We start from the raw sequence: 23,637 nt of genomic DNA, 5'->3' as shown, positions 1-23,637 counted from the left end.
TTAGAAGATCAATATTCGAACAGCGAGTCTTCGAAGCGCTCCAGCTCTTCGAGCAACTTGTCGACGAACTTGAGTTTGCGCACGCAATCGGCCGCCTTGAGATCCTCGCCCATGGCGAGCGTCTCGGTCAGCTGTTGCATCAGGTGGTGATGCTCCTGGTCGATTTCGCGGCGAAAATCCGCGATGGCCGTCTCAGGTTGCGCCTCGGACTTGAGGTCTGCGAGGCGTTCACGCCACTCCAGTTGCTGCATCAGAAACCCCGTATCTTGCAGGGTTTGCTGTTCGGCGCGAATGTCAGTGCCACGCAGGGAGAGCAGATACTCAGCACGGCGCAAGGGGGCTTTGAGGGTAGAGAAGGCATCATTGATGCGAGCGGCTTGCTGCACTGAAGCCAGCCGCTCCCGTTCGGGAGCGGTGGCGAAACGATCTGGATGGAACTGAGTTTGCAGTTGGCGGTAGGTATCCCCCAGCTGGCGGATATCAAGTTCGAACCCCTGCGCCAGACCGAACAACTCGAAATGGTTCATGAGGTACCCTTAGACACTGAAACTTTCGCCACAACCACACTCGCCCTTGGCGTTGGGGTTGTTGAACTGGAAGCCCTCGTTGAGGCCCTCCTTGACGAAGTCCAGTTCGGTGCCATCCAGGTGGGCAAGGCTCTTGGCGTCGACGATGATCTTGACACCCTCTTGCTCGAACACCTTGTCCCCGTCATTCAACTCATCGACGAATTCCAGCACATAGGCGAGCCCAGAGCAGCCGGTGGTCTTGACGCCGAGGCGCAGGCCCAAGCCCTTGCCCCGGTTGATCAGAAAACTGGATACCCGCTCTGCCGCGGATGCTGTCATGGTAATGGCCATACTGCTCTCCGGACCTTAAACGAGACCTTTCTTCTGCTTGTAGTCGGCGATGGCTGCCTTGATGGCATCCTCAGCCAGGATGGAGCAGTGGATCTTGACCGGTGGCAGTGCCAGTTCTTCGGCGATGTCGGTGTTCTTGATGCCAGCCGCTTCGTCCAGGGTCTTGCCCTTGACCCATTCGGTCACCAGGGAGCTGGAGGCAATGGCAGAGCCACAACCATAGGTCTTGAACTTGGCATCTTCGATGATGCCAGCATCACTGATCTTCAGTTGCAACTTCATGACGTCGCCGCACGCAGGGGCACCGACCATGCCGGTGGCAATGCTGGGATCGTTCTTGTCGAAACCACCGACGTTACGGGGGTTTTCGTAGTGGTCTATTACTTTTTCACTGTAAGCCATGATTAACTCCTGCTAATTCCGTTGTAGCCACTGATCTTGAGGATCAGTGGTGTGCCCATTCGACCGTGTTCAGATCGACGCCGTCCTTGTACATCTCCCACAGGGGAGACATCTCGCGCAGACGACCGATGGAGCCACGGATAAGCTCGACTGCATAGTCGATCTCTTCTTCTGTCGTGAAGCGACCCATGGTGAAACGAATGGAGCTGTGTGCCAGCTCGTCGTTCAGACCCAAGGCGCGCAATACATAAGAGGGTTCCAGGCTGGCGGAGGTACAGGCTGAGCCGGAAGAGACCGCCAGATCCTTGAGTGCCATGATGAGGGATTCCCCTTCCACATAGGCAAAGCTGACGTTGAGGTTGCCCGGCACGCGCTGCTCGAGGTCACCGTTGATGTAAACGGCTTCCATGTCTTTCACCCCGTCCCACAGACGCTGGCGCAGGGCCATCATCCGCGGCGCTTCACTGGCCATCTCTTCTTTGGCGATGCGGAACGCCTCGCCCATGCCGACTATCTGATGAGTCGGCAGGGTGCCGGAGCGCATGCCGCGCTCATGACCGCCACCGTGCATCTGGGCTTCCAGACGAACGCGGGGCTTGCGGCGCACATAGAGGGCACCGATGCCTTTGGGGCCATAGACCTTGTGAGCTGAGACGGAGAGCAGGTCGACCTTGAGGGCCTCGACATCGACCGGGATCTTGCCCGCGCTCTGAACGGCATCGACGTGCAGGAAAATCTTGCGCGAACGGCACAGGTTGCCGATGGCCGCGATGTCTTGCACCACGCCGATCTCGTTATTGACGTGCATGATGCTGACCAGCACAGTGTCGTCGCGCATGGCGCCTTCAATCTGCTCAAGGGTGAACAGACCGTTGGGCAGCGGCTCGAGGTAAGTCACCTCATAGCCTTCACGCTCCAACTGACGGCAGGTGTCGAGCACCGCTTTGTGTTCAGTCTTGGAAGTGATGATGTGCTTGCCCTTGCTGGCATAGAAGTGTGCTATGCCCTTGATGGCCAAGTTATTGGATTCAGTCGCACCAGAGGTGAACACGATCTCGCGGGGATCGGCACCAATGAGCTCTGCCACTTGATTACGGGCCAGGTCGACCGCCTCTTCAGCCTGCCAGCCGAAACGGTGAGAACGGGAAGCTGGATTGCCGAACAGGCCATCCATGGTGAGGCACTGCATCATCTTCTCTGCGACTCTGGGGTCAACAGGGCAGGTTGCCGAATAATCAAGGTATATAGGCAGTTTCATCTTTTTCTCCGTTACAGACCCACCACACATCGGTTGGCTGTGGAAAGCACGTTTATAGTTGGACTTTCAAGCTCACATCGCCGCGTTCTACCCGATCAACCAGGGACAACACGGTCTTCATCTGTTCATCTTGCTTGTCAGCAATGCGGCGTACATCTGTCTGCCCGACCAGTTCGGCCAGGGAGATATCACCAAGGAAACTGGATATGCGCTCACTGAGATCGCGCCACAGGGAGTGGGTCAGACACTGGGTGCCACCGTGGCAGCCACCTTTCCCCAAGCACTTGGTGGCATCGACCGACTCATCGACTGCGGTGATCACCTGGCCGACCGAGATGGCCGCCGGATCCAGACCGAGTCGATATCCGCCGCCGGGGCCGCGCACACTGCTCACCAGACCATGCTTGCGCAGGCGGGCAAACAACTGTTCCAGATAGGAGAGAGAGATGCCCTGGCGCTCGGAAATATCGGCCAGGGGCACAGGCCCCTGATCAGCATGCAACGCCACGTCGAGCATGGCGGTTACTGCATAACGTCCTTTGGAAGTCAGTCTCATATCCGTTACCGTCTTGCGAACCAATTGGCAATAATGGTCACATACCCGACTAATTCAGTCAAGTATATAGTTGACCGTTTTAGTCGGGATTAATCCTGCGGTCTTGGTTTCTGAACCGACGTCAATATGCCGCGCAAGATGTTGAGTTCGGCCGCCTCGGGACGGGCCCGATTGAACAGGCGACGCAATTTGTTGATCACCTGCCCCGGATGCTCTTCGCTAATGAAGCCGGTCTGCAGCAGTGTCTGCTCCAGATGGCGATAAAAACCATCAAGCTGTTCACCACTCGGGTAGGCGACTTCATTCATGGGCTCTGGGACCTGCTCCTGGCTCGCCAGCCAGTGCATGCGTATCTCGTAGCAGAGGGTCTGCACCGCCATGGCGAGGTTGAGGGAGCTGTACTCGGGATTGGCCGGAATGGCCACATGGAAGTGGCACTTCTGCAGTTCGTCATTGGTGAGACCCGTGCGCTCACGGCCAAAGACCAAGGCAACCGGATGCTGGTTCGCCTCCCTCACCAGCTGCTCTCCCGCTTCGCGCGGATCCAACATGGGCCAGCTCAGGGTACGCGAACGCGCGCTGGTTCCGATCACCAGGGCGCAATCGGCGATCGCCTCATCCAGGGTCGCAACGACACGGGCATTGGCCAGTATGTCGCTGGCACCCGCCGCCAGGGCGTTAGCATGGCTATCGGGCAGCTCCTGGGGATCAACCAGTATCATATTGCTCAGGCCCATGGTCTTCATGGCGCGAGCGGCCGAGCCCATGTTGCCGGTGTGAGAGGTGTTTACCAAGACGATACGAATCTTATCCAACATTCCCGGTCAATCTTTCGTGAAAAATGGCGCGCAATTGTAACATAGCCAATCCCCCTTTTGGCATCGTAAATACCGATCCATTTCACGGTAAGCGGGAACTAATCCCCCAGGGAGTCGGGACTAACAAGATAGGGAGACGGTTCAGAGGTACGCCGGCATGTTGCCACGCAGGTTATACGAAAGTTTGCCAAGCGTTTATCTGGGCGGGGGGAGCCTGCTGCTACTGCTTGGTCATCACCCCCTGCTATGGGGGGCTGGTGCCCTGTTGTTTGGCTGTGGCGCCCTGATCTGGATGATGCGCTCCAGCTACAGGCGCACCGATCTGGTGGTCTATCCGCGGCATCGCTGGTTTCGCCCCGAGTGGCTCTATGAAGCGCAGCCCTTTCTCCTGCTCGGGCTGGCCATTGCCCTGGGCCAGCACGAGCAAGGGCGTTGGCTGGCGCTGCTGGCCGCTTGCTGGGCCCTGCGCTGCCTCTGGGCAAGGCACTTGCATCGCCACCATACCCCGGGGCTGGTGTCACAACTGAAGCGCTGCACCCTGCGCCGTCGCCACCGTTTGTTCTGAGGCTCCCTTTCCGCGCTCGATGAGGTGCGCCAGATCCAGCAAGGGGTACTTGAGCAAGGCAGGCAGGGAGGCCAGATCCAGGCTGTCTATCAGGTTCTTGAGCTCGAGGCCAAGTTCGGTATCCCCTTCAATCTTGAGGCGCCGCTGGAAGAAGAGCGTGTCCGGATCTTCCTTGCGCGCCGCGATGAGGATGAGATCCTCGGCGCCACCGCTGAAGCTGACATCCACCCGAGGCGCCCCCTTGGCCACCGCCAGCTGACCTTCGCGCAGGCTGATGAACCAGGACAGTGCCAGATCCGTCACCTCAACCTTCAGCCACTTGTCCGTCAGGAAGTCGAGATCCCCGTCCGCGATAGCCTCCCGAAACACCCGGGCCAGCAAGGGTTCCATCAACCTGCGCTGCAGGGTAAAGGGCACCAGCCCCAAAGGGCGGCGCAGCAGTTGGGGGGCCCGTTCGACCAGACGGTGCTGCAGTTGTTGAAACACGATTCACTCCTCATGAGGTTTTCGGGCATTCAAACACAGGCCGAGGAGATGGATCCTGTTGAAAATCAAACTTGTGCGCGGTTAACCCTCTCTGGGTAAAGCCACCGAAAACTGCCTCAGGTCAAAAAGCGTGACGACAACCCTGCATACAATCGGGACACTTTTGCGTGATCGGAGCACAACCGATGGAATTACTCTGCCCGGCAGGCAGCCTGCCGGCCCTGAAAAGTGCCGTGGATAACGGCGCAGATGCCGTCTATATCGGCTTCAAGGATGACACCAATGCCCGCCATTTCGCGGGGCTCAATTTCGATGGCGGCAAGCTGGAAAAAGCGGTCGACTATGTCCATCAACATGGCCGCAAGCTGCATATCGCCATCAACACCTTCGCCCACCCAAACCAGCATGCCAGGTGGCAACAAGCGGTAGACAGAGGGGTGGAACTCGGCGCCGATGCGCTCATCATCGCCGATCTGGCCGTGCTCGATTATGCCAGCCGCCGCTACCCCGAGATGGAACTCCATGTCTCGGTGCAGGCCAGCGCCACCAATGCCGCCGCGATCCGCTTCTATCAGCAAGCGTTCAAGGCGACCCGCATTGTGCTGCCCCGGGTGCTCTCCATGCATCAGGTCAGGCAGTTGTCCCGCGAGACCGACGTCGGCCTGGAAGTCTTCGCCTTTGGCAGCCTCTGCATCATGGCGGAGGGGCGCTGCTACCTCTCCTCCTACTTGACCGGGGAGAGCCCCAACACCGTCGGCGCCTGCTCACCGGCCAAGTACGTGCGCTGGGAAGAGACCCCAAAAGGGCTCGAGTCCAGGCTCAACGAGGTGCTGATCGATCGCTACGGACCCGGTGAAAACGCCGGCTACCCGACCCTGTGCAAGGGGCGCTTCGAGGTGGATGGCCAGACTTATCATGCCCTGGAGGAACCCACCAGCCTCAACACCTTGGGGTTGTTGCCCGAGCTGTTTGGTGCCGGCGTGCAGTCAGTCAAGATTGAGGGGCGCCAGCGCAGCCCGGCCTACGTCGAGCAGGTCACCCGGGTATGGCGCGCGGCCATCGACAGCTACCTGTGCGATCCCGAGCACTACAGCGTCAAGCCCGAGTGGGATGCTCAGCTCGCCCGCGTCTCCGAGGGCAGTCAAACCACCCTCGGCGCCTATCACCGCAAATGGCAATAAGGAGAGGCCCCATGTCCCGCTCTCTCAGACAAGACGGCAATATCTTCCACTGCCAGCATGACGGCAAGGAGCACAACTAATGCAATTTTCTCTCGGCCCCCTGCTCTTCTACTGGCCCAAGACCGATACCCAGGCTTTCTATCAGGCCGCCATGGCCAGCGATGCCGACATCATCTATCTGGGCGAGACGGTGTGCAGCAAACGCCGTGAATTCAAGGTCGAGGAGTGGATAGCCCTCGCCAAGCAGGTCGCGGCGAGCGGCAAACAGGGGGTACTCTCCACCCTGGCGCTCATTTCGGCTCCGTCCGAGCTCAAAGAGCTCAAGCGGCTGGTCGACAATGGCGAACTGATGATAGAGGCGAACGATCTGGGCGCCGTACAGCTCGCCCGGGAGGCTGGCGTGCCCTTCGTCTGCGGCCCCGCCATCAACGCCTATAACGCCGAGGTGCTGCGCATGCTGCTCAAACAGGGCATGACACGCTGGGTGATGCCGGTGGAACTCTCCCGCGACTGGCTGGTCACTCTCACCCAGGACTTGGCAACGGATCGCCAGCATTTCGAGGTGGAAGTGTTCGGCCATGGCTATCTGCCGCTGGCCTATTCGGCCCGCTGCTTCACGGCCCGCTCCCTGGATAAACCCAAGGATGGCTGCGAGCTGGCCTGCATCCACTATCCGACCGGCCGCCAGGCCCTGAGCCGGGAGGGACAACCGCTCTTCAACCTCAATGGGATCCAGACCCAATCAGGCTACTGCTACAACCTGGGCAATGAACTTGGCAGTATGGCGGGTCTGGTGGATGTGGTGCGCCTCTCCCCACAAGGGATGGACACCCTGGATACCTTGGCCCAGTTCAGGGCCAACCAGCAGGGCTTGGCTCCCCTGCCCCTCTCGGGGGATCGCGAATGCAACGGCTACTGGCACCAGATCCCGGGCATCCGCCTGGCGCAATGAGCACGGCACCGACAACAACAATAAAGGCCTCGCAATGAGGCCTTTATGTTAACAGCGCAACTTAATGTTAACAGCGCAACTTAGAGCGCGGCGGGTTTGCCGCTTTGCTCGCCCTGGGGCTGACTGCCCGGGGGCGGCGACTTTCTCGCCATCAACTCCAGCTCCAGCAACGCATATCTGTGCTCGATGAAGTCATAGACGTTGTTGGCCAGCGCCAGCTTGAAGTAGCTGATCGCCTCCTTGCGGTTACCCTTGAACAGCTCGAACTTGCCGAGATAGAAGTAGGTCTCGCACAGGCGCTCGGCCAGTTCACGGTTGTCCTTGACCCCTTTCACCACGCTGCCCATCAGCTGGGTCGCATTGATCTGGCCGGTGTAAAGGCGCACCAGATCCCAGTTCCAGGCATCATCACCCTGCTTGTTCAGGTGATCCCGCAGATGGCTCATGGCCGTCGACTCGTCGAGTTTGCGCTCGGCCAGATAGAACCAGAGGGCCCGATAGGGATCTTCGGGCTGGGCATCATAGAAACGCTTCATGTCCGAGACGGACAGGGCGGCTCTGTTGCCGTAATAGAGGGCGATGCCACGATTCAAATAGGCATAGTCATAATCCGGGGCCAGCTCCAGCGCCGAGTCAAATGCCTCATAGGCCTCGTCATAGTTCTGCTGCTGAACCAGATAGACACCGATAAAGTTGTAGGCCTCGGCAAAGTCCGGCTTCTCCCGCAAGGCGCGGTTGAAGTCGAGCCGGGCCAGGGAACGCAGTCCCACCCGATCGAACACCACGGCGCGCTCGTAGAACAGCTCGGCACGTTGCTCAGGAGTCAGCTCCATCTCACCCAGCATCTGTCCCAGACGGGCCAGGGCCAGTTCGCTCTGATAGGAAACCTGTAACGGCGTCGCCAGCACCAGCGATGTGGGCTGCGGTTGGGTAACTTTAGGGGGCTCTACCTGACTACTACTGCTGCATCCCCACAGGGGCAGCAACACCAGGACACCGAGCAGGTATCCCATCCCTTTACTGACGCTCAATGAACACTCCGACCCAGACCCTTGACCTGGCATATGGTAAAGAGGAAGCAAGGCTTTGTCATGTGGCTGGCCTGCTTCTCGACAAATAAATCAGGATTCGACAGGGTATCCAGCCTCGGACCAGCCCCGAAAGCCTCCATCGACGCTGACCACATGGCGATATCCCATCTTCTGCAGGGCATCGGTCGCCAATATGGAGCGAAAGCCGCCACCGCAGTAAAGGAAGAGTTCCGTATCAGGATCCGGGTAACGGACCTCAATATCGCGCTCGATCACTCCTTTGCCGAGGTAACTGGCCCCCGGCAGATGACCCTTGGCCCACTCGCTCTCCTCGCGGACATCAATCAGGTGAAAGGTGCGCCCCTCATCCTGCCAACGTTTTATCTGGTGCACATCGGTTTCGGTAATCTGGCCACGAATGGCCTCAACCAAAGCGAGGAAACGGGGACTGTGTTGCATGGAAGGCTCCTTGCGGTCAGGAATGGCGGATCACGGCTGGCATGGGAGCCCGCCCGGAAGATAGCAAGCCATGACCATACGGGGGATGGGCGCATTTGTCACCCCCCTCCTTGTGCAACCCATAGCGCCGCTCAAAAAAAGAGAGCGCCCGGAGGCGCTCTCTTTCATCAAGGCTGTCGACCAGCAATCAGGGCATGATCTCTGGTAGATCGGCTCCTTCTTTATCGACTTGGGTCGGCAGCATGTGCTCCCGTTTGATGCCGAAGAACATGGCGGAGGCACTCGCCACATAGATGGAGGAGTAGGTCCCGAAGGCCACCCCGATCACCATGGCGATGGCAAAACCATGGATCAAGGGTCCGCCCTTGAGCAGCAGCGCCACCACCACCACGAAGGTCAGCCCCGAGGTGATGATGGTCCGGCTCAGGGTTTCGGTCATGGAGAGATCCATGATGTAGGGGGTATCTCCTTTGCGCACCTTGCGGAAGTTCTCCCGCACCCGGTCAAACACCACTATGGTGTCGTTCAGGGAGTAACCCACCAGAGTCATCAAGGCCGCCAATACGGTCAAGTCGAACTCGTACTGGAAGTAGGCAAAGATGCCGAGGGTGATGATGACATCGTGCGCCAGGGAGAGGATACCCCCCATCGCCAGCCGCCACTCAAACCGCACCGCCACGTAGGCCAGGATACAGAGGATGGAAGCCAGCATGGCCAAGGCCCCGTCTGTCGCCAGTTCATCACCCACCGAAGGGCCGACGAATTCGACTCGCTTGAGAATGGCGCCTTCATCAACCAGCTTCGCAGCTGCCAAGACTTCGTTGCCCTGTTGCTCCACCTTGACCCCCTCTTTCGGAGTCATGCGCACCAGTACGTCACGGCTGGAACCGAAGAATTGCAGGGTCGCCCCTTCAATCTTCCGCTCTGCCAGTGCTTCGTGCATCTTGTCCAGGCTCACCGACTGCTGGAACCCCACCTCGATGGTGGTACCACCGGTAAAGTCCAGCCCCCAGTTCAAACCCCGATCGAACAGGCAGAACAGGGCGAGTATCGTCAGCAAGGCAGAGAACACCATTCCCGACTTGGCAAAGCGCATGAAGGGGATGGGCTTTTCAAAATGTAGAATCTGAAACATGTCTCTTCCTTAGATCGGCAGCTTGTCGATGCGCCGTCCACCCCAGGCCAGGTTGATAATGGCGCGGGATACCGTGATGGCCGTAAACATGGAGGCGGTCAGACCTATACCCAGGGTCAGGGCGAAGCCCTTGATGGCCCCGGTGCCGATACCAAACAGGATCACACAGGTGATGAGCGAGGTGATGTTCGAGTCGGCGATAGTCGAGAAGGCGCGGTCGAAGCCCATGTGAATGGCTTGCTGCACCCCGCGACCATTGCGGATCTCTTCACGAATACGCTCGTAGATCAGCACGTTCGCATCCACCGCCATCCCCAGCGTCAAGACGATACCGGCGATACCCGGCAGAGTCATGGTGGCCCCCGGTATCATCGACATGATGCCGACGATCAGCACCAGGTTCATGGTGAGGGCCAGGTTGGCCACCCAACCGAACGCACGGTAGTAGATCCCCATGAACAGCACTATCACCAGCATGGCCCAGCCGATGGCTTCCATACCGTTGTCGATGTTCTGCTGACCGAGGCTCGGGCCTATAGTGCGCTCTTCCACTATCTGGATGGGCGCAATCAGGGCACCGGCACGCAGCAGCAGCGCCAGGTTGTGGGCTTCGTTGGCGTTGTCTATGCCGGTGATGCGGAACTGGCTTCCCAGCCGTGACTGGATAGTCGCGACGTTGATCACCTCTTCCTGCTTGCGGAACTTGCGCTTGCCGTCCGGACCGGGTTGACCCACCGGCTTGTATTCGATGAATACGGTGGCCATGCCTTTACCCACATTGTCCTTGGTAAAGTTGGCCATCTTGTTGCCACCCTGGCCATCGAGCTTGATGTTGACCTGGGGACGGCTGTACTCGTCGAAGCCCGACTGGGCACCGACAATATGGTCACCGGTCAGGATGATGCGTTTTTGCAGCACCACGGGGCGGCCATTGCGATCGGTATAGACCTTGGAGCTCGGCGGTACCCGGCCATCGGCGGCAGCCTGGGGATCGGCGGTCTCATCCACCATGTGGAATTCCAGGGTCGCGGTGGCGCCCAGAATTTCCTTGGCACGGGCGGTATCCTGGATACCGGGCAGCTCGACCACGATGCGCTCGGCACCCTGTTGCTGCACCAGCGGCTCGGCGACGCCCAGCTCGTTGACCCGGTTACGGATGATGGTGATGTTCTGCTCGAGAGCGTACTTCTTCACCTCCTTGATCTTGGCTTCACTCAAGGTAGCCAGGATCAGGAAGTCATCACCCTTCTGCTCGCTGTTGAAGGTCAGATCCGCATTCTGGCGGCGCAGATGGGCGATGGCCTTCTCTTGATCCGCTTCATCACGGAACAGGATTTCAACCCGATCGCCGCTGCGGCGCACCCCAGAGTAACGGATCTTCTGGGTACGCAGCTCGGTGCGGAAATCCTGCACCATCTGATCTTGCTGCTTGACCAGCGCCTCGGCCATGTCCACTTCCATCAGGAAATGCACACCACCGCGCAGGTCGAGACCCAGCTTGAGGGGAGCGGCACCGATCGCCTCGAGCCAGGCGGGCGTGGACGGCGCCAGGTTCAGCGCGGTGACAAAGTCATCACCCAGCTTGGACGCAACCAGGTCGCGGGCCTTGAGCTGATCTTCGGTATTGGTGAAACGGACCAGGATCTGGTCATGTTCGAAGGCGGCATGTTTGACCGGAATAGCGGCCTCATCCAGGATCGCTTTAACCTGATCCAGCGTCTTGAGCTGAACTTCGGCACCGCGACTGGCGGAGACTTGCAGAGCCGGATCTTCACCGTACAGGTTGGGGGCTGCATATAGAAAACCGATGGCGATCACGATGATCACCATCAGGTATTTCCACAGCGGATAGCGGTTTAACACGCTGTGCTCCTTGGGAGATTAAAGGGACTGGATAGAACCTTTGGGCAGAACGGCGGTGACGAAATCACGCTTGATGGTGACCTGGGTCTGATCGTTCAGGGCCAGTACCAGATAGTCGTTCTCGGTGGAGACTTTGGCGATTTTACCGACCAGGCCACCGGAGGTGAGCACTTCATCGCCCTTGGCCAGTGAGCTCATCAGGTTTTTATGTTCCTTCACACGCTTGGCTTGCGGACGATAGATCATGAAGTAGAAGATCAGGCCAAACACGGCCAGCATGATGATCATTTCCATGCCGCCACCCTGGGGACCGGCACCGACGTCTGCATAGGCCTTGGAGATAATGCTCATTTAACAACCTCTTATTGATATGGATTTAAGACACAACGCGCTGATACGTTGTTGTTATTACACGTTTTCTTCAGCTAATGGAGGCACGGCCTTCCCTTGCCGACGATAAAACTCAGTCACAAAGTCGTCTAATTTACCCTGCTCGATCGCGTCCCGCAAACCCTGCATCACTCGCTGGTAATAACGCAGGTTGTGAATGGTGTTCAAACGGGCACCTAATATCTCGTTGCACTTGTCCAGATGGTACAAATAGCTGCGGGTGTAGTTCTTGCAGGTGTAGCAATCGCAGTCCGCATCCAGGGTGCTGGTATCCTCGCGATACTTGGCGTTGCGGATCTTGACCACCCCGTCCGTGGTAAACAGATGACCGTTGCGGGCGTTGCGGGTCGGCATCACGCAGTCGAACATGTCGACGCCGCGGCGCACCCCTTCCACCAGATCCTCCGGCTTGCCCACCCCCATCAGGTAGCGCGGCTTGTCGGCCGGGATCCGTGGGCAGACGTGCTCGAGGATGCGATGCATGTCTTCCTTGGGCTCACCCACCGCCAGGCCGCCGACCGCGTAGCCGTCAAAACCTATCTCGAGCAGGCCGTCGAGGGAGACATCCCGCAGCGGCTCGTAGACGGAGCCCTGGATGATGCCAAACAGGGCATTCTTGTTGCCCATCTCATCAAACTTGTCACGGGAGCGCTTGGCCCAGCGCAGGGACATCTCCATGGACTTGCGGGCTTCTTCATAGGTCGCCGGGTACGGCGTGCACTCGTCGAAGATCATCACGATGTCGGAGCCCAGATCGTACTGGATCTCCATGGACTTCTCGGGGTCGAGGAAGATCTTCTCACCGTTGATGGGGTGACGGAAGTGCACGCCCTCCTCGGTGATCTTGCGGATGTGACCCAGGCTGAACACCTGGAAGCCACCGGAGTCGGTCAGGATAGGACCCTGCCAGTTCATGAAGTCATGCAGATCCCCGTGGGCGCGCATCACCGCCTGCCCCGGCCGCAGCCAGAGGTGGAAGGTGTTGCCGAGCAGGATCTGGGCGCCGGTCTCGCGCACCTCTTCCGGGGTCATGCCCTTGACGGTGCCGTAGGTGCCGACCGGCATAAAGGCCGGGGTCTGCACAGTGCCGCGCTCGAAGACCAGTTGGCCGCGACGGGCGTGGCCGTCAGTGGTTTTCAGTTCAAATTTCATCACTACCTCTATTCAGTCAGAGAAACAGTCTGACAGCAGGGAGCCCGACGGGCCCGATATGGGACTGAACGCGGCTCAGCCCCGGCGACGGGTGACGAACATGGCGTCCCCGTAGCTGAAGAAACGGTACTGCTCGGCCACGGCCGCCTGATAGGCCGCCATCACGTTCTCATACCCGGCGAAAGCACTGACCAGCATGATCAGGGTCGATTCCGGCAGATGGAAGTTGGTGACCATGGCATCGACCACCTGGAACTGGTAGCCGGGGAAGATGAAGATGTCGGTGTCGCTGAAAAACGGCGCCAGCGGCTTGCCCTGGGCCAGGGTCACCTTGGCCGCACTCTCCAGGGAACGCACCGAGGTGGTGCCCACCGCAATCACGCGACCACCACGGGCCCGGGTCGCGGCTATGGCGTCCACCACCTCCTGGGGCACCTCGGCATATTCCGAGTGCATGTGGTGATCTTCAATCTTGTCGACCCGCACCGGCTGGAAGGTGCCCGCTCCCACATGCAGGGTGACGAAGGCGGTCTCCACCCCTTTGGCCCGGATCTTCGCCAGCAGGGGCTCATCGAAGTGCAGACCCGCGGTCGGCGCCGCCACGGCGCCCGGCTTCTGGTTGTAGACGGTCTGGTAGCGCTCCTTGTCGGCATCCTCGTCGGGCCTGTCAATATAAGGCGGCAACGGCATGTGGCCGATGGCTTCCAGGATCTCCAGCACCGGACGGGAGTCCAGGAAGTGGATCTCGAACAGGGCGTCGTGGCGGGCACGCATCTCGGCTTCCACACCGCCATCGAGTATGAGACGGGTGCCGGGCTTGGGCGCTTTGGAGGCCCGCACATGGGCCAGCACGCTCTTCTTATCCAGGATGCGCTCCACCAGCACCTCCAGCTTGCCGCCGCTGGCCTTCTGGCCAAACATGCGGGCCGGAATGACCCGGGTGTTATTGAACACCAGCAGATCGCCAGGGTTGAGCAGGTCGAGTACGTCGACAAATTGGCCGTGGCGCAGGGCGCCGCTGTCGCCATCGAGTTGTAGCAGACGGCTGGCAGTGCGCTCGCTCATGGGATAGCGGGCGATCAGCGCATCGGGCAACTCAAAGGAAAAATCGGATACTTGCATCGTGACTACTTGGCTTGGCAATAGGATCGGCGGCTAGTCTAGTTATCCCCTCCTGGCATGGCAACCGAAAAGGCCAAAAACACAAGGGATACAAGGGGTACAGACCGACTTTGTGAACCAGGAACCGTTAATTCGGCTATCGCCTTTCCCCTTGACTCCGATCATGTTTCGCCCCTCGGCACTGGGCTAGGGTGAAGTGAACCACACAAGGTTGGCCCCAAGGAGGTTTGCATGATGACCCTGAGCGAGATAATGACAGAGCAGCCCTTCACCCTGGGGCCGAACAACAGCGTCAAACAGGCAATGGATCTGATGCAGCAGGAGCGGATCCGCCATATCCCCATCGTCAATGAGCAGCAACAGTTGCTGGGCCTGGTCACCCTCACCGACATACTGGCGACCCGCGAATCCAAACTGTTGCTGATTGACCCTGAGCGGGAGGCCGAATTTACCGACAGCGTGCGCCTCGAGGAGATCATGACCCGCAAGGTTTCGACCGTCAGCCCCCGTGCCGGCATCAAAGAGGCTGCCCTGTATCTGCAACGGCATCGCTATGGCTGCCTGCCGGTACAAGACAAGGGAGAGCTGATCGGCATCGTCACCGAGTCGGATATGATCACGGTGGCGATCAACTTGCTGGAGCTGATGGAAGATCGCGATCCCTCCCCCATCGGGGATACCACTGACGATCACTGAGTCAATCGCCCCATAATTTGGTAATAAAACTACAAAACACACCAAATTTGACGATCATTTCGCCACAAAGGCCTTAGTGACGCACATATTTGATATAAAAAGAACATAATGGGGTTGCAGCGTGACATGGATCACACTATTATTCCTCCCCTGCAATGTTTGCCGAGAGAATGCCAGTGGCGCGTGCAACCACCCTAGCGTTTTCTCATTGTCTGCAAGTTTGCACACCCCGTAGTGAGTCTTTATTTTTATTGCCATTCCTTTGTTTTGATACCCCGGCCCTGGCGCCGGGATTTTTTTATCTCCCCTCCCCCTGCCGTATCGCCAGACCCTTTGCCAGCGACAGGATCGATGCCGGCATTGACTCGCACCCGCTGAGGCAGCCCTCCTCAGCAAACCTCTACCGCTGCTCATCCAACCGCTCTTCCCGGCGCGACATCACGCCCACCTCACCATTCCCCTCCGACATGAGAGAAAGATGGATTGAACATCTGCCTTATCTTTATAAAACATATGTTTATTCTAAATTGATCGGTATATTCATCCTGGGTACAGGCAAGACGGTTAATCTAAAAAACAGATTTGTCCGATTCATAATTGCCGCTTTAACCGATTGGGGAATGGCCCTATCATCATCCCAGTCAACTAACCCAGGGTCGCAAATCGTTGCCCCAGGGACACACAGGAGCAAATAGATGTCTACCTATATCAATACTGAAATCAAGCCGTTCAACGCTACCGCCTACCACAATGGCAAATTCGTTCAGGTCTCCGACGCTGATTTGAAAGGCAAGTGGTCCGTGGTGTTCTTCTACCCGGCTGACTTCACTTTCGTTTGCCCGACCGAGCTGGGTGACCTGGCTGACAACTACGCCGAATTCAAGAAGCTGGGCGTCGAGATCTACTCTGTCTCCACCGACACTCACTTCACGCACAAAGCGTGGCATGACACCTCCGACACCATTCAGAAGATCCAGTATCCGATGATTGGTGACCCGACTGGCGCCATCACCCGCAACTTCGGCGTGATGATCGAAGAAGCTGGCCTGGCTGACCGTGGCACCTTCGTGATCGACCCGCAGGGCATCATCCAGATCGTTGAAATCAACGCTGGTGGCATCGGCCGTGACGCCCTGGAACTGCTGCGCAAAGTCAAAGCTGCCCAGTACGTTGCTTCCCACCCGGGTGAAGTGTGCCCGGCCAAGTGGAAAGAAGGCGATGCCACCCTGGCCCCGTCCCTGGATCTGGTAGGCAAAATCTAAGCCTCCCTCCTCCAAGACCGGCCCACTCAAGGGCCGGTCTGCTTTCTGGCCCAGTGCTTTCTGCATTCGGTGTTTTCTGTATCCCGTACTTTCTGTTTTCAGTAATGGCGCCGACCCGCAATCAGTAAGAAGGAATTCGACCATGTTAGATACCAACCTCAAACAACAACTCAACGGTTACTTGCAGTACATCGTCAATCCCATCGAGATCAGCGTGTCCGGCAATGACAGTGACAAATCCGCAGAGCTGCTGGCCTTAGGCCAGGAAATCAGCGAGATGTCCCCCAAGATTTCCATGACCGATGGCACTGCTACTCGCAAGCCTTCCATGAGCGTGGCGCCACAAGGCCAGGCACCGCGCGTGCATTTTGCCGGCATCCCCATGGGTCATGAATTTACCTCCCTGGTGCTCGCCCTGCTGCAAAGCGGCGGCCACCCCTCCAAGGCCGATCCGGCCGTGCTGGAGCAGGTCAAGAACCTGAAGGGCGAGTTCCACTTCGAGACCTATATCTCCCTCTCCTGCCACAACTGCCCGGACGTGGTGCAGGCCCTGAACCTGATGGCCACCCTGAACCCCGGCATCACCCACACCATGATCGACGGTGCACTGTTCCAGGACGAGGTGAACGAGCGTCAGATCATGGCGGTGCCGAACGTCTATATGAACGGTCAGCCGTTCAGCCAGGGCCGCATCTCGCTGGAAGAGATAGTCGCCAAGCTCGATACCGGCGCGGCCGAGCGCAAGGCCGAAGAACTCAACGAAAAGGCCCCCTATGACGTGCTGGTGGTGGGCGGTGGCCCGGCTGGCGCTGCTGCCGCCATCTATGCCGCCCGCAAGGGGATCCGCACCGCCATCGTCGCCGAGCGTTTCGGTGGCCAGGTGATGGACACCGTCGGCATCGAGAACTTCATCTCCGTGCCCTACACCGAGGGCCCCAAGCTGGCCGCCAGCCTGGAGCAGCACGTCAAGCAGTATGGCGTTGAGCTCATCACCGAGCAGCGTGCCGCCGCCATCAGCAAAGACGGCTATGTGAACCTGGAGCTCGCCTCCGGTGCCACCTTGAAGAGCCGCGCCGTGATCCTGGCGACCGGCGCCCGCTGGCGCGATCTGAACGTGCCGGGCGAGCTCGAGTACCGCACCAAGGGCGTGGCCTACTGCCCCCACTGCGACGGCCCCTTCTTCAAAGGCAAGCGGGTGGCGGTCATAGGTGGCGGTAACTCCGGCATCGAAGCGGCCATCGACCTGGCCGGCATCGTCGAACACGTTACCGTGGTGGAGTTCGCCGACACCCTGCGCGCCGACGACGTGCTGCAGAAAAAAGCCCGCTCCATGGGCAACATCGACATCATCATGAGTGCCCGCACCACGGAAGTGATCGGTGACGGCAGCAAGGTAGTCGGCATGGATTACGAAGACCGCACCACGGGCGAAATCAAGCACCTTGCGGTGGCTGGTATCTTCGTGCAGATCGGGCTGGTGCCAAACACCGAGTTCCTGAAAGGGAGCGAAGTGGCACTGACTCGTTTCGGCGAGATAGAGATCGACGCCAAGGGCGCGACCTCCCTGCCCGGCGTCTACGCCGCGGGCGACGCCACCACGGTGCCGTTCAAGCAGATCATCATCTCCATGGGTGCCGGCGCCACCGCCGCATTGGGGGCCTTTGATTACCTCATCCGCACGCCTGAGCCCACTCAGGTGCAGCAGGCTGAGTCCGCTCTGGCCTAAGCCCCGCCAACCTGATCGCAAACCGGTGCCTTGGCACCGGTTTTTTTATTTCCATTGTCGGACAACGTTGCCGACCCCATGATGGCAGCGCCCCTGTCAACCGCGCGGGCTGAGCCGCTTGCTCATGGCGATATTGGTCACCTCATAACCCAATCTGCGATAGAGGGCCAAAGCCGCTGGATTGTTGGCGAACACATTCAACCCAATGCTAATCAGCCCCAAGTCGCGGGCCAGAGGTTCGAGCAACTCGAAGGCTCGCTGACCATGCCCAAGACGCCTGGCTTGGGGCAAGATGGTGATGTCGAAGACGAAGCCAGTGCGAGTCTCCCCGGATCCCCGCAGGGCAAACCAGAGTCCCCCCACCGTCTCTCCTTCCCCGTCGAGGATTTCGAACAAGCGATGATCGGCAGTCTCCAACCCTTGAGGCAGCAGTGCCTCGTATTCGGCCTGGGCGCGTGCGAGCGCCCCCACCAGTGGCCAACGGCCGGTCGCCACATTCTCCTCGGCGTAATCACGCCAGGATTGCGCCACATAGCGCTCATAATAAGCCTGGCTCATGGCCACCAGCTCGGTCTTCATAATGGACTCCTCCATGATCTGTTCGCCATCTGTTAGCCTCTCTTGTGCCTGGGTTCCCCCGTGGCATCAGGATCCCTCCCCCTCTGTGTCACTGCTCGGTTCTGAGCCAGACGCCCTGTCAACGTCCGGCTAACTCGTCTGCCCATGGGGCTCGGCCAGCTCCACATCGGGTCTGGGCTCGAGCTCGGCGCTCATGGGTGTATTGGGTGGCACCGGCATAAACTGCTGGTGCTCCGCCAGGGGAACCGGTGCTCGCACCCGCTGGCGCCATATCAGAAACAGCGTCAACAGCGCACCACAGAGGCAGAAGTAGGCAAACAACCCTTGCGGGCCAAACAGGTGGATGGCAGTCGGCGCCAAGACGGGTCCTATCATGGCTCCCAGGCTATAGGCGAGCAGCAACCCCTGGTTGGCACTGAGTACCTGATCCGGCTTGAGCTCATCACAGGCATGACTGAGGCTCAGAGGGTAGATGGAGAACGCCAGGCCCCCAAACAGGAAGATGAGCCCGGTCATCAGCCACTGAGGCTGCGGGGCTGGCAGTATCACCATCAGCAAGGCGATGACGGAGAGCAAGGCGGCAAGGACCCCGATGATGAGTCGCCGATCGAAACGGTCCGATATGCGGCCTATGGGGTACTGCAGGCACATGCCCCCCAGGATCACCACGGCCATCATGTTGGCAACCCGTTCGATGGGATAGCCACTGTCGGTGAAAAACAGCGGCAGCAACCCATAGATGGCCCCCAGAATGAGACCCGAGGTCATGCTGCTCCACATGCCCGCCGGGGTGAGGCGGAACAACTCGAGAAAGCCCACCTTCTGGGGCTGGATCATGGCTGGCATGGCCACCCGGGAGAGAGCAAGCGGGATCACGGAGAGGGAAGCGCCCATGGCGCACAGGGCGAAGGGCACCAACATCATGGGATCGATGACCTTGAGCAACAGCTGACCCGCCGCCAAGGCGCCATAGAGCAATATCATGTAGAGGGACATCAGCTTGCCCCGGTTGGCCGGGGTGCTGGAGACCAGCATCCAGGATTCGAGCACCACAAACAGGCCGCCGGTGGCAAAGCCTCCCAGCAGCCTGAGTCCGGCCCAGACCCAGGGATCGACAATGAGGCCATGCAGTATGGTCAGGGTGCAGATAAGGGAGGCATAGGCGGCGTAGGCACGGATATGGCCCACCCTGATGATGAGGCGGGCATTGGCGAAGGAACCGAGCACCAGTCCGGCGAAATAGGCGCCGGACACCAATCCTATGGCCTGCGCATCCACCTGCTCGGCCGAGAGCCGTACCGTCAGCAGTGTGCTCATCAAGCCATGACCCAGAATGAAGATCACCAGACTGATCAGCGGGGAAATCACCCCTTGCAACCGCGTTGCCACCATAAACAGGCCACCCTCATTTTCAAGCCAGAACCACACAGGCTACGGATAAATGGCGCAGGCTTCAACCCGCACGGCGCCACCCAGCTCGGTTGAACGGCCGCCATGGTTAACTCAGCCCCCGGATAATCTGTCCATGGGCAGAGACAAGCTCGTCCGCGGCTTCGTTGCCAGCACCGCCTGTTTCAGACGCTGGTCGAGGGGGAGATCCCCTTGGTCATGACCCCATAGAGCAAGGCCAGCAGTGCCAACCCGAAGCCAAGGCAGCCCACCCCCATCCAACCCGCCTGCTGCCAGGCCAGCATGGCACCGCTGGAGCCCAGGGTGCCCCCCAGGAACATCGCCACCATGAACAGGGTATTGATCCTGCCTCTCGCCTCGCCCCTCAGTCCATAGATCAGGTGCTGATTGGCGATCAAGGCACTCTGTACCCCCAGATCCAGCAAGATAACCCCCATCGCCAACCCAAACAGCGAGTGCCATGCCTCAAAGAGGCCCCATGCCAGTACCACCAGCAGCGCCCCCGCCAGCACCACGGGCTTAGCGCCTACTCTGTCCGCCATCCGCCCAGCAAGCGGCGCGGCCAGCACGCCGACGATGCCGATCACCCCGAACAGACCGGCTGCCTCAGCCCCGAGACGGTACTCGGAATGGGCAAGATAGAATGCCAGCACCGTCCAGAATGCGCTGAACGAGCCAAACAGCAGCGCCTGGATCAGGCTAGCCCTGCGCAGAGCGGGCTCCTCCCGCCACAGGACACTCAGTGAACGCAGCAAACGTCCATAGCTCATGGTGGAGCGAGGCAGATGCAAGGGGATCATCCTCGTCATCAGCACAGCCCCCAGCAGGGCAAGCGGCGCCCCCAGCCAGAACATGGCGCGCCAGCTGGCGTAAGCGGTAATGAAACCCGCCAGGGTACGACTCAAAAGGATGCCGCTTAACAGCCCGCTCATCACGGTGCCGACAATGGCCCCCCGCCTGGCTGGGTCGGCCAGCGCCGCCGCGACCGGCACTATCTGCTGGGCCGCCGTCGCCCCCACCCCGAGTATCACTGACGCCACCATCAATCCGACGGCCCCCGTCGCCATCGCGGCCATCACCGAGGCGACTGCAATCAGCCCAAACTGCCCCACGATGAGCCAGCGGCGCTCAAGTACATCCCCCAGTGGCACCAGAAACAGCAAGCCGGCGGCATAGCCCAGCTGAGTCAGCATGGCAATCATGGGAATAGCAGGCTGATCGGGGAAATCCCGTGCCATCACCTCCAGCATCGGCTGGTTGTAATAGATATTGGCGACGGCCAGGCCACAGGAGAGCGCCATGGCGAAGATAAGCGAGCGGCTGATGGCAACCTTGGGCAAGGTTGTCGACCGGCTTGATGGCGATGATGTCATGACACTCTCCTGGTAGATGATGGGCACCCCGTGGCGCGCACAAACCTGATGAAGAGAGCATAACGATGGCCAAGAGACTCCGGTAGACGAGTGATCGCCATAACACTTATTCCACCGAGGAATGGCCCTGTCCCTTGCCGGCTGTCCGCTGAAGGCCAGCCAAGGCGGCCACGAATGCCACAAACGCGCGGGACTTGGCGCTTGACTGACGACCCGCAGGAAACAACGCCCACAATGAGAGGCGGGGAAGCTGCCACTCGGGGAGCACCCTGATCACCTCGCCACTGGCCAGCTCGGGGGCAAACAGACATAAAAAAGGCCGCTCGATGAGCGGCCTCTTGGCATGGTGTCAGCGCTTAGCTATCGCGGCGCTTACCAGCAAATTTACGATCTTTATTGAAGCCACCTTCACGGCGCTCTCCACCCTTGTTGAACGGGCGGTCACCGGCTGGACGACGATCCTTGTTGAAAGGGCGGTCGCTGCGCTGCGGGCGTGGCGCTGTGTTGCTGCCGGCAGGCACTTCGGTATAGCGAGTGATCTGCAGCGGACGCTGGCAAACACGGGCCTTCTTGATCACTTCCAGTACATCGGCGGTCATGCCCTTGGGCAGGTCGACGGTGGAGAAGTCATCGGCGATGTCGATGTTACCGATGAAACGGCTCTCGATGTTCGCTTCGTTGGCGATGGCACCGACGATTTGACCCGGCTTGACGCCGTGATGGGCACCCACGTCTACACGGTAGCGCTCCATCTCCACATCCGGGTTGTCTTTGAGCGGACGCGGCTCCAGGGACGGCATGCGACGGGCAGGACGATCGCCACGGTCACCACCATCACGGTTGCCGAAATCACGGCCACCGTCACGACGCTCGAAGTCACGACCGCTGCCAGCATTGAACTGCGGCTCAGGGATGGAGTCATCCAGCAGCAGCGGTTGGTCGCCCTGTACCAGCTTGGCCAGTGCGGCAGCCAGTTCCAGCGGATCGACAGAGTCTTCCTGGATCAGCTCGTTGACCAGGTTGTGGTACAGCTCAAGCTCTTCGCCCATCATGGTTTCCCGGATGCGCTCTTTGAACTTGGTCATGCGATGCTGGTTGATGTCATCGGTGCTCGGCATCTTCATCGGCTCGATGGCCTGACGCGTTGCGTGCTCGATGGCGCGCAGCATACGGCGCTCGCGCGGAGCCACGAACAGGATGGCTTCGCCTTTACGACCGGCACGGCCAGTACGGCCGATACGGTGCACGTAGGATTCGGTATCGTAAGGGATGTCGTAGTTCACCACGTGGGTGATACGCTCAACGTCCAGACCACGAGCGACGACGTCGGTGGCGATCAGGATGTCCAGCTGGCCTTGACGCAGCTTGTCGACGGTACGCTCACGCAGTTTCTGCGGAATGTCACCGTGCAGGGCTTCACAGGCGTGGCCACGGGCGGCCAGCTTGCCAGCCAGCTCTTCGGCAGCGTTCTTGGTGCGAACAAACACCAGAACAGCCTCATAGGGCTCGACTTCCAGCAGACGGGTCATGGCGTCCAGCTTGTGCAGACCGGTTACCTGCCAGTAGCGCTGACGAATGGTCGGTGCAGTGGAGGTCTTGGAGACGATCTTGATCTCTTTGGGTTGCTTCAGGTGCTTCTGGGCAACGCGACGGATCTGATCTGGCATGGTGGCAGAGAACAGCGCAACCTGGCGACCGGCCGGGCACTGATCCATGATCCAGTCCACGTCGTCGATGAAGCCCATGCGCAGCATTTCATCGGCTTCGTCCAGTACCAGTGCTTTCAGGCCGGAGAGGTCCAGGTTCTTGCGGCGAATAAGATCCATCACGCGACCCGGGGTACCCACGACCACCTGAGCACCACGACGCAGGGCGCGGGTCTGGGTTTCGTAGGAGGAACCACCGTAGATGGGCAGTACGTGGAAATCAGGCATGTGGTGGGCATAGCGTTGGCACGCTTCTGCAACCTGCAGCGCCAGTTCACGAGTCGGTGCCAGCACCAAAACCTGGGTGTTGCGGTTACCAGCTTCCAGACGAGAGAGCAAAGGCAAAGCAAAAGCAGCGGTCTTCCCTGTACCGGTTTGCGCCTGCCCCAGCAGATCGTGTCCCGCCATCAGGTGGGGGATTGCTGCGGCCTGGATTGGTGACGGGCGCTCATAGCCCACGTCCTGCAGCGCTTTCAATACAGGCGCGGCCAGTCCAAGCTCACTAAAAAGGGGCAGTTGTTCGGTATCAGACATAGATTCTTCCAGATTAAGGCAGGCGGCTAAACACCGCGGAATAGCAAAAGGCGGCGATTATAGCGCCACTTTGTTCTGCTGTCTTGAAAAATGTGATAGGCCTCTCAAGACGTTGGCAATT

Annotated in this window: 25 protein-coding genes; 6 read left to right on the top strand and 19 right to left on the bottom strand. The window is 59.4% G+C overall.

Annotated elements, in window-relative coordinates:
- Positions 1 to 8 precede the first annotated feature (8 nt).
- From hscB to trmJ, 6 genes are all read right to left on the bottom strand, one after another.
- A complete protein-coding gene (gene hscB / locus KYK33_RS08430) occupies positions 9 to 527 on the bottom strand; it encodes a co-chaperone HscB (protein WP_224432689.1) in 519 nt (172 codons plus the stop codon).
- 9 nt (positions 528 to 536) lie between these two features.
- Positions 537 to 860, bottom strand: a complete 324-nt coding sequence (gene iscA, locus KYK33_RS08425; RefSeq protein ID WP_005907034.1) for an iron-sulfur cluster assembly protein IscA — start codon at positions 858 to 860, stop codon at positions 537 to 539.
- Positions 861 to 875: 15 nt separating this feature from the next.
- Positions 876 to 1,262, bottom strand: a complete 387-nt coding sequence (iscU, locus tag KYK33_RS08420) for a Fe-S cluster assembly scaffold IscU (RefSeq protein ID WP_005907033.1) — start codon at positions 1,260 to 1,262, stop codon at positions 876 to 878.
- A 43-nt stretch (positions 1,263 to 1,305) separates the two neighbouring features.
- Positions 1,306 to 2,520 (bottom strand): IscS subfamily cysteine desulfurase, encoded by a 1,215-nt coding sequence (locus tag KYK33_RS08415; RefSeq protein ID WP_042043745.1) that lies wholly within the window; start codon positions 2,518 to 2,520, stop codon positions 1,306 to 1,308.
- 52 nt (positions 2,521 to 2,572) lie between these two features.
- Positions 2,573 to 3,076 carry a Fe-S cluster assembly transcriptional regulator IscR gene (gene iscR / locus KYK33_RS08410; RefSeq protein WP_042043744.1) on the bottom strand — a complete coding sequence of 168 codons (504 nt, stop codon included), beginning with the start codon at positions 3,074 to 3,076 and terminating at the stop codon, positions 2,573 to 2,575.
- A gap of 89 nt (positions 3,077 to 3,165) precedes the next feature.
- Positions 3,166 to 3,894 carry a tRNA (cytosine(32)/uridine(32)-2'-O)-methyltransferase TrmJ gene (gene trmJ, locus KYK33_RS08405; RefSeq protein WP_224432688.1) on the bottom strand — a complete coding sequence of 243 codons (729 nt, stop codon included), beginning with the start codon at positions 3,892 to 3,894 and terminating at the stop codon, positions 3,166 to 3,168.
- 157 nt (positions 3,895 to 4,051) lie between these two features.
- Between trmJ and KYK33_RS08400 the strand changes: the two genes are divergently transcribed.
- On the top strand, positions 4,052 to 4,459 hold the full coding sequence (locus KYK33_RS08400; protein ID WP_224432687.1) for a hypothetical protein: 408 nt from the start codon (positions 4,052 to 4,054) through the stop codon (positions 4,457 to 4,459).
- Here KYK33_RS08400 and ubiT read toward each other — a convergent pair.
- The gene (ubiT, locus tag KYK33_RS08395) at positions 4,412 to 4,945 is read right to left on the bottom strand and encodes a ubiquinone anaerobic biosynthesis accessory factor UbiT (protein WP_224432686.1); all 534 of its coding nucleotides are present in this window, start codon (positions 4,943 to 4,945) and stop codon (positions 4,412 to 4,414) included. The two genes, KYK33_RS08400 and ubiT, sit on opposite strands and share 48 nt — an antisense overlap.
- A gap of 185 nt (positions 4,946 to 5,130) precedes the next feature.
- Between ubiT and ubiU the strand changes: the two genes are divergently transcribed.
- Both ubiU and KYK33_RS08385 read left to right on the top strand, forming a co-directional pair.
- Positions 5,131 to 6,126, top strand: coding sequence for a ubiquinone anaerobic biosynthesis protein UbiU (gene ubiU, locus KYK33_RS08390; protein WP_224432685.1), 996 nt, complete (start codon positions 5,131 to 5,133; stop codon positions 6,124 to 6,126).
- A 79-nt stretch (positions 6,127 to 6,205) separates the two neighbouring features.
- Positions 6,206 to 7,078, top strand: coding sequence for a U32 family peptidase (locus KYK33_RS08385; RefSeq protein ID WP_224432684.1), 873 nt, complete (start codon positions 6,206 to 6,208; stop codon positions 7,076 to 7,078).
- An 80-nt stretch (positions 7,079 to 7,158) separates the two neighbouring features.
- Here the strand turns inward: KYK33_RS08385 and nlpI are convergent, their stop codons facing one another.
- The 7 genes from nlpI to queA form a co-directional block, all read right to left on the bottom strand.
- Positions 7,159 to 8,109, bottom strand: a complete 951-nt coding sequence (gene nlpI / locus KYK33_RS08380) for a lipoprotein NlpI (RefSeq protein WP_306382045.1) — start codon at positions 8,107 to 8,109, stop codon at positions 7,159 to 7,161.
- A gap of 90 nt (positions 8,110 to 8,199) precedes the next feature.
- On the bottom strand, positions 8,200 to 8,568 hold the full coding sequence (locus tag KYK33_RS08375; protein ID WP_224432683.1) for a rhodanese-like domain-containing protein: 369 nt from the start codon (positions 8,566 to 8,568) through the stop codon (positions 8,200 to 8,202).
- Between the two features lie 187 nt (positions 8,569 to 8,755).
- Positions 8,756 to 9,703, bottom strand: coding sequence for a protein translocase subunit SecF (gene secF / locus KYK33_RS08370; protein ID WP_042043734.1), 948 nt, complete (start codon positions 9,701 to 9,703; stop codon positions 8,756 to 8,758).
- 9 nt (positions 9,704 to 9,712) lie between these two features.
- Complete coding sequence (gene secD / locus KYK33_RS08365) at positions 9,713 to 11,566, bottom strand: protein translocase subunit SecD (RefSeq protein WP_224432682.1); 1,854 nt, start codon at positions 11,564 to 11,566, stop codon at positions 9,713 to 9,715.
- 18 nt (positions 11,567 to 11,584) lie between these two features.
- On the bottom strand, positions 11,585 to 11,917 hold the full coding sequence (gene yajC, locus KYK33_RS08360) for a preprotein translocase subunit YajC (protein ID WP_005899993.1): 333 nt from the start codon (positions 11,915 to 11,917) through the stop codon (positions 11,585 to 11,587).
- A 57-nt stretch (positions 11,918 to 11,974) separates the two neighbouring features.
- Positions 11,975 to 13,108, bottom strand: coding sequence for a tRNA guanosine(34) transglycosylase Tgt (gene tgt, locus KYK33_RS08355; RefSeq protein WP_224432681.1), 1,134 nt, complete (start codon positions 13,106 to 13,108; stop codon positions 11,975 to 11,977).
- 75 nt (positions 13,109 to 13,183) lie between these two features.
- Positions 13,184 to 14,230: a tRNA preQ1(34) S-adenosylmethionine ribosyltransferase-isomerase QueA gene (queA, locus tag KYK33_RS08350; protein WP_224432680.1), complete on the bottom strand. Its 1,047-nt coding sequence runs from the start codon at positions 14,228 to 14,230 to the stop codon at positions 13,184 to 13,186.
- A gap of 231 nt (positions 14,231 to 14,461) precedes the next feature.
- On the opposite strand from queA, the gene KYK33_RS08345 reads away from it, so the two are divergent.
- The 3 genes from KYK33_RS08345 (at position 14,462) to ahpF (ending at position 17,914) form a co-directional block, all read left to right on the top strand.
- Positions 14,462 to 14,926, top strand: coding sequence for a CBS domain-containing protein (locus KYK33_RS08345; RefSeq protein ID WP_224432679.1), 465 nt, complete (start codon positions 14,462 to 14,464; stop codon positions 14,924 to 14,926).
- A 695-nt stretch (positions 14,927 to 15,621) separates the two neighbouring features.
- On the top strand, positions 15,622 to 16,188 hold the full coding sequence (gene ahpC, locus KYK33_RS08340; protein WP_017411392.1) for an alkyl hydroperoxide reductase subunit C: 567 nt from the start codon (positions 15,622 to 15,624) through the stop codon (positions 16,186 to 16,188).
- 142 nt (positions 16,189 to 16,330) lie between these two features.
- Positions 16,331 to 17,914 carry an alkyl hydroperoxide reductase subunit F gene (ahpF, locus tag KYK33_RS08335; RefSeq protein WP_224432678.1) on the top strand — a complete coding sequence of 528 codons (1,584 nt, stop codon included), beginning with the start codon at positions 16,331 to 16,333 and terminating at the stop codon, positions 17,912 to 17,914.
- Between the two features lie 96 nt (positions 17,915 to 18,010).
- On the opposite strand, the gene KYK33_RS08330 is transcribed toward ahpF, so the two are convergent.
- The 5 genes from KYK33_RS08330 to KYK33_RS08310 all read right to left on the bottom strand — a co-directional run bounded on the left by KYK33_RS08330 (position 18,011) and on the right by KYK33_RS08310 (position 23,516).
- A complete protein-coding gene (locus KYK33_RS08330; RefSeq protein ID WP_224432677.1) occupies positions 18,011 to 18,493 on the bottom strand; it encodes a GNAT family N-acetyltransferase in 483 nt (160 codons plus the stop codon).
- A gap of 129 nt (positions 18,494 to 18,622) precedes the next feature.
- Entirely contained in the window at positions 18,623 to 19,885 is a 1,263-nt protein-coding gene (locus tag KYK33_RS08325) for an MFS transporter (protein ID WP_224432676.1), read from the bottom strand.
- A gap of 182 nt (positions 19,886 to 20,067) precedes the next feature.
- Positions 20,068 to 21,276, bottom strand: a complete 1,209-nt coding sequence (locus KYK33_RS08320; protein WP_224432675.1) for an MFS transporter — start codon at positions 21,274 to 21,276, stop codon at positions 20,068 to 20,070.
- Between the two features lie 106 nt (positions 21,277 to 21,382).
- Positions 21,383 to 21,568, bottom strand: coding sequence for a hypothetical protein (locus tag KYK33_RS08315; protein WP_224432977.1), 186 nt, complete (start codon positions 21,566 to 21,568; stop codon positions 21,383 to 21,385).
- A 64-nt stretch (positions 21,569 to 21,632) separates the two neighbouring features.
- Positions 21,633 to 23,516, bottom strand: a complete 1,884-nt coding sequence (locus KYK33_RS08310; protein WP_042043723.1) for a DEAD/DEAH box helicase — start codon at positions 23,514 to 23,516, stop codon at positions 21,633 to 21,635.
- Positions 23,517 to 23,637 lie beyond the last annotated feature (121 nt).

Origin of the sequence: Aeromonas rivuli (genome assembly GCF_020149575.1) — a bacterium.
In the GTDB taxonomy this organism is placed as follows: Bacteria; Pseudomonadota; Gammaproteobacteria; order Enterobacterales; family Aeromonadaceae; genus Aeromonas; species Aeromonas rivuli.
This window is presented reverse-complemented; position numbering and strand designations above follow the sequence as displayed.